Origin of the sequence: Paenibacillus dakarensis (genome assembly GCF_001373415.1) — a bacterium.
In the GTDB taxonomy this organism is placed as follows: Bacteria; Bacillota; Bacilli; order Paenibacillales; family Paenibacillaceae; genus Paenibacillus_AQ; species Paenibacillus_AQ dakarensis.
The window spans coordinates 1-5,406 of sequence record NZ_CDSE01000075.1; the positions used below are offsets into that span (position 1 = coordinate 1).

Sequence of the window (5,406 nt, forward strand, 5' to 3'; positions counted from 1 at the left end):
CGACCACTCGCGATTCAATCATGACTTCGTGATAAAAGATTGAGTGTGAGGTTATAACGCCGAAGCGGTAAAAATTTTAATTTTTGCCGCTGAGGGGTTGACCAAGCGAAGCGCGGTAGGTTTTCTGCTTAGGAGTTTAATCATGTTTCAGACTTTTATTTCTCGCCATAATTCAAACTTTTTTTCTGATAAGCTGGTTCTCACTTCTGTTACTCCAGCTTCTTCGGCACCTGTTTTACAGACACCTAAAGCTACATCGTCAACGTTATATTTTGATAGTTTGACGGTTAATGCTGGTAATGGTGGTTTTCTTCATTGCATTCAGATGGATACATCTGTCAACGCCGCTAATCAGGTTGTTTCTGTTGGTGCTGATATTGCTTTTGATGCCGACCCTAAATTTTTTGCCTGTTTGGTTCGCTTTGAGTCTTCTTCGGTTCCGACTACCCTCCCGACTGCCTATGATGTTTATCCTTTGGATGGTCGCCATGATGGTGGTTATTATACCGTCAAGGACTGTGTGACTATTGACGTCCTTCCCCGTACGCCGGGCAATAATGTTTATGTTGGTTTCATGGTTTGGTCTAACTTTACCGCTACTAAATGCCGCGGATTGGTTTCGCTGAATCAGGTTATTAAAGAGATTATTTGTCTCCAGCCACTTAAGTGAGGTGATTTATGTTTGGTGCTATTGCTGGCGGTATTGCTTCTGCTCTTGCTGGTGGCGCCATGTCTAAATTGTTTGGAGGCGGTCAAAAAGCCGCCTCCGGTGGCATTCAAGGTGATGTGCTTGCTACCGATAACAATACTGTAGGCATGGGTGATGCTGGTATTAAATCTGCCATTCAAGGCTCTAATGTTCCTAACCCTGATGAGGCCGTCCCTAGTTTTGTTTCTGGTGCTATGGCTAAAGCTGGTAAAGGACTTCTTGAAGGTACGTTGCAGGCTGGCACTTCTGCCGTTTCTGATAAGTTGCTTGATTTGGTTGGACTTGGTGGCAAGTCTGCCGCTGATAAAGGAAAGGATACTCGTGATTATCTTGCTGCTGCATTTCCTGAGCTTAATGCTTGGGAGCGTGCTGGTGCTGATGCTTCCTCTGCTGGTATGGTTGACGCCGGATTTGAGAATCAAAAAGAGCTTACTAAAATGCAACTGGACAATCAGAAAGAGATTGCCGAGATGCAAAATGAGACTCAAAAAGAGATTGCTGGCATTCAGTCGGCGACTTCACGCCAGAATACGAAAGACCAGGTATATGCACAAAATGAGATGCTTGCTTATCAACAGAAGGAGTCTACTGCTCGCGTTGCGTCTATTATGGAAAACACCAATCTTTCCAAGCAACAGCAGGTTTCCGAGATTATGCGCCAAATGCTTACTCAAGCTCAAACGGCTGGTCAGTATTTTACCAATGACCAAATCAAAGAAATGACTCGCAAGGTTAGTGCTGAGGTTGACTTAGTTCATCAGCAAACGCAGAATCAGCGGTATGGCTCTTCTCATATTGGCGCTACTGCAAAGGATATTTCTAATGTCGTCACTGATGCTGCTTCTGGTGTGGTTGATATTTTTCATGGTATTGATAAAGCTGTTGCCGATACTTGGAACAATTTCTGGAAAGACGGTAAAGCTGATGGTATTGGCTCTAATTTGTCTAGGAAATAACCGTCAGGATTGACACCCTCCCAATTGTATGTTTTCATGCCTCCAAATCTTGGAGGCTTTTTTATGGTTCGTTCTTATTACCCTTCTGAATGTCACGCTGATTATTTTGACTTTGAGCGTATCGAGGCTCTTAAACCTGCTATTGAGGCTTGTGGCATTTCTACTCTTTCTCAATCCCCAATGCTTGGCTTCCATAAGCAGATGGATAACCGCATCAAGCTCTTGGAAGAGATTCTGTCTTTTCGTATGCAGGGCGTTGAGTTCGATAATGGTGATATGTATGTTGACGGCCATAAGGCTGCTTCTGACGTTCGTGATGAGTTTGTATCTGTTACTGAGAAGTTAATGGATGAATTGGCACAATGCTACAATGTGCTCCCCCAACTTGATATTAATAACACTATAGACCACCGCCCCGAAGGGGACGAAAAATGGTTTTTAGAGAACGAGAAGACGGTTACGCAGTTTTGCCGCAAGCTGGCTGCTGAACGCCCTCTTAAGGATATTCGCGATGAGTATAATTACCCCAAAAAGAAAGGTATTAAGGATGAGTGTTCAAGATTGCTGGAGGCCTCCACTATGAAATCGCGTAGAGGCTTTGCTATTCAGCGTTTGATGAATGCAATGCGACAGGCTCATGCTGATGGTTGGTTTATCGTTTTTGACACTCTCACGTTGGCTGACGACCGATTAGAGGCGTTTTATGATAATCCCAATGCTTTGCGTGACTATTTTCGTGATATTGGTCGTATGGTTCTTGCTGCCGAGGGTCGCAAGGCTAATGATTCACACGCCGACTGCTATCAGTATTTTTGTGTGCCTGAGTATGGTACAGCTAATGGCCGTCTTCATTTCCATGCGGTGCACTTTATGCGGACACTTCCTACAGGTAGCGTTGACCCTAATTTTGGTCGTCGGGTACGCAATCGCCGCCAGTTAAATAGCTTGCAAAATACGTGGCCTTATGGTTACAGTATGCCCATCGCAGTTCGCTACACGCAGGACGCTTTTTCACGTTCTGGTTGGTTGTGGCCTGTTGATGCTAAAGGTGAGCCGCTTAAAGCTACCAGTTATATGGCTGTTGGTTTCTATGTGGCTAAATACGTTAACAAAAAGTCAGATATGGACCTTGCTGCTAAAGGTCTAGGAGCTAAAGAATGGAACAACTCACTAAAAACCAAGCTGTCGCTACTTCCCAAGAAGCTGTTCAGAATCAGAATGAGCCGCAACTTCGGGATGAAAATGCTCACAATGACAAATCTGTCCACGGAGTGCTTAATCCAACTTACCAAGCTGGGTTACGACGCGACGCCGTTCAACCAGATATTGAAGCAGAACGCAAAAAGAGAGATGAGATTGAGGCTGGGAAAAGTTACTGTAGCCGACGTTTTGGCGGCGCAACCTGTGACGACAAATCTGCTCAAATTTATGCGCGCTTCGATAAAAATGATTGGCGTATCCAACCTGCAGAGTTTTATCGCTTCCATGACGCAGAAGTTAACACTTTCGGATATTTCTGATGAGTCGAAAAATTATCTTGATAAAGCAGGAATTACTACTGCTTGTTTACGAATTAAATCGAAGTGGACTGCTGGCGGAAAATGAGAAAATTCGACCTATCCTTGCGCAGCTCGAGAAGCTCTTACTTTGCGACCTTTCGCCATCAACTAACGATTCTGTCAAAAACTGACGCGTTGGATGAGGAGAAGTGGCTTAATATGCTTGGCACGTTCGTCAAGGACTGGTTTAGATATGAGTCACATTTTGTTCATGGTAGAGATTCTCTTGTTGACATTTTAAAAGAGCGTGGATTACTATCTGAGTCCGATGCTGTTCAACCACTAATAGGTAAGAAATCATGAGTCAAGTTACTGAACAATCCGTACGTTTCCAGACCGCTTTGGCCTCTATTAAGCTCATTCAGGCTTCTGCCGTTTTGGATTTAACCGAAGATGATTTCGATTTTCTGACGAGTAACAAAGTTTGGATTGCTACTGACCGCTCTCGTGCTCGTCGCTGCGTTGAGGCTTGCGTTTATGGTACGCTGGACTTTGTAGGATACCCTCGCTTTCCTGCTCCTGTTGAGTTTATTGCTGCCGTCATTGCTTATTATGTTCATCCCGTCAACATTCAAACGGCCTGTCTCATCATGGAAGGCGCTGAATTTACGGAAAACATTATTAATGGCGTCGAGCGTCCGGTTAAAGCCGCTGAATTGTTCGCGTTTACCTTGCGTGTACGCGCAGGAAACACTGACGTTCTTACTGACGCAGAAGAAAACGTGCGTCAAAAATTACGTGCAGAAGGAGTGATGTAATGTCTAAAGGTAAAAAACGTTCTGGCGCTCGCCCTGGTCGTCCGCAGCCGTTGCGAGGTACTAAAGGCAAGCGTAAAGGCGCTCGTCTTTGGTATGTAGGTGGTCAACAATTTTAATTGCAGGGGCTTCGGCCCCTTACTTGAGGATAAATTATGTCTAATATTCAAACTGGCGCCGAGCGTATGCCGCATGACCTTTCCCATCTTGGCTTCCTTGCTGGTCAGATTGGTCGTCTTATTACCATTTCAACTACTCCGGTTATCGCTGGCGACTCCTTCGAGATGGACGCCGTTGGCGCTCTCCGTCTTTCTCCATTGCGTCGTGGCCTTGCTATTGACTCTACTGTAGACATTTTTACTTTTTATGTCCCTCATCGTCACGTTTATGGTGAACAGTGGATTAAGTTCATGAAGGATGGTGTTAATGCCACTCCTCTCCCGACTGTTAACACTACTGGTTATATTGACCATGCCGCTTTTCTTGGCACGATTAACCCTGATACCAATAAAATCCCTAAGCATTTGTTTCAGGGTTATTTGAATATCTATAACAACTATTTTAAAGCGCCGTGGATGCCTGACCGTACCGAGGCTAACCCTAATGAGCTTAATCAAGATGATGCTCGTTATGGTTTCCGTTGCTGCCATCTCAAAAACATTTGGACTGCTCCGCTTCCTCCTGAGACTGAGCTTTCTCGCCAAATGACGACTTCTACCACATCTATTGACATTATGGGTCTGCAAGCTGCTTATGCTAATTTGCATACTGACCAAGAACGTGATTACTTCATGCAGCGTTACCATGATGTTATTTCTTCATTTGGAGGTAAAACCTCTTATGACGCTGACAACCGTCCTTTACTTGTCATGCGCTCTAATCTCTGGGCATCTGGCTATGATGTTGATGGAACTGACCAAACGTCGTTAGGCCAGTTTTCTGGTCGTGTTCAACAGACCTATAAACATTCTGTGCCGCGTTTCTTTGTTCCTGAGCATGGCACTATGTTTACTCTTGCGCTTGTTCGTTTTCCGCCTACTGCGACTAAAGAGATTCAGTACCTTAACGCTAAAGGTGCTTTGACTTATACCGATATTGCTGGCGACCCTGTTTTGTATGGCAACTTGCCGCCGCGTGAAATTTCTATGAAGGATGTTTTCCGTTCTGGTGATTCGTCTAAGAAGTTTAAGATTGCTGAGGGTCAGTGGTATCGTTATGCGCCTTCGTATGTTTCTCCTGCTTATCACCTTCTTGAAGGCTTCCCATTCATTCAGGAACCGCCTTCTGGTGATTTGCAAGAACGCGTACTTATTCGCCACCATGATTATGACCAGTGTTTCCAGTCCGTTCAGTTGTTGCAGTGGAATAGTCAGGTTAAATTTAATGTGACCGTTTATCGCAATCTGCCGACCACTCGCGATTCAATC

Annotated in this window: 8 protein-coding genes; all 8 read left to right on the forward strand. The window is 44.7% G+C overall.

The window, feature by feature from the left end; all coding sequences use genetic code 11:
* Positions 1-142: 142 nt before the first annotated feature.
* Complete coding sequence (locus tag BN1234_RS23200; RefSeq protein WP_000487867.1) at positions 143-670, forward strand: hypothetical protein; 528 nt, start codon at positions 143-145, stop codon at positions 668-670.
* Between the two features lie 8 nt (positions 671-678).
* Entirely contained in the window at positions 679-1,665 is a 987-nt protein-coding gene (locus BN1234_RS23205; RefSeq protein ID WP_000466547.1) for a Minor spike protein, read from the forward strand.
* Between the two features lie 63 nt (positions 1,666-1,728).
* Entirely contained in the window at positions 1,729-3,270 is a 1,542-nt protein-coding gene (locus BN1234_RS23210; RefSeq protein WP_000252566.1) for a replication endonuclease, read from the forward strand.
* On the forward strand, positions 3,203-3,355 hold the full coding sequence (locus BN1234_RS23215; RefSeq protein ID WP_435988044.1) for a hypothetical protein: 153 nt from the start codon (positions 3,203-3,205) through the stop codon (positions 3,353-3,355). Before BN1234_RS23210 ends, BN1234_RS23215 begins: the two co-directional genes overlap by 68 nt.
* Positions 3,288-3,527, forward strand: a complete 240-nt coding sequence (locus BN1234_RS23220; RefSeq protein ID WP_016670801.1) for a phage DNA packaging protein C — start codon at positions 3,288-3,290, stop codon at positions 3,525-3,527. Before BN1234_RS23215 ends, BN1234_RS23220 begins: the two co-directional genes overlap by 68 nt.
* On the forward strand, positions 3,524-3,982 hold the full coding sequence (locus tag BN1234_RS23225) for a scaffolding protein D (RefSeq protein ID WP_000084700.1): 459 nt from the start codon (positions 3,524-3,526) through the stop codon (positions 3,980-3,982). Before BN1234_RS23220 ends, BN1234_RS23225 begins: the two co-directional genes overlap by 4 nt.
* Positions 3,982-4,098: a phage DNA packaging protein J gene (locus tag BN1234_RS23230; protein ID WP_000033471.1), complete on the forward strand. Its 117-nt coding sequence runs from the start codon at positions 3,982-3,984 to the stop codon at positions 4,096-4,098. The genes BN1234_RS23225 and BN1234_RS23230 overlap by 1 nt, the downstream gene beginning before the upstream one ends.
* A gap of 36 nt (positions 4,099-4,134) precedes the next feature.
* Positions 4,135-5,406, forward strand: a 1,272-nt coding sequence (locus tag BN1234_RS23235; protein WP_002259084.1) for a major capsid protein, incomplete at its 3' end; no start/stop codon positions are given.

What these genes read in the sequence shown, in the direction of transcription:
- BN1234_RS23205 (WP_000466547.1), top strand. Translation starts at nt 679, where the DNA reads ATGTTTGGTGCTATTGCTGGCGGTATTGCTTCTGCTCTTGCTGGTGGC.
- BN1234_RS23200 (WP_000487867.1), top strand. Translation starts at nt 143, where the DNA reads ATGTTTCAGACTTTTATTTCTCGCCATAATTCAAACTTTTTTTCTGAT.
- BN1234_RS23230 (WP_000033471.1), top strand. Translation starts at nt 3,982, where the DNA reads ATGTCTAAAGGTAAAAAACGTTCTGGCGCTCGCCCTGGTCGTCCGCAG.
- BN1234_RS23225 (WP_000084700.1), top strand. Translation starts at nt 3,524, where the DNA reads ATGAGTCAAGTTACTGAACAATCCGTACGTTTCCAGACCGCTTTGGCC.
- BN1234_RS23210 (WP_000252566.1), top strand. Translation starts at nt 1,729, where the DNA reads ATGGTTCGTTCTTATTACCCTTCTGAATGTCACGCTGATTATTTTGAC.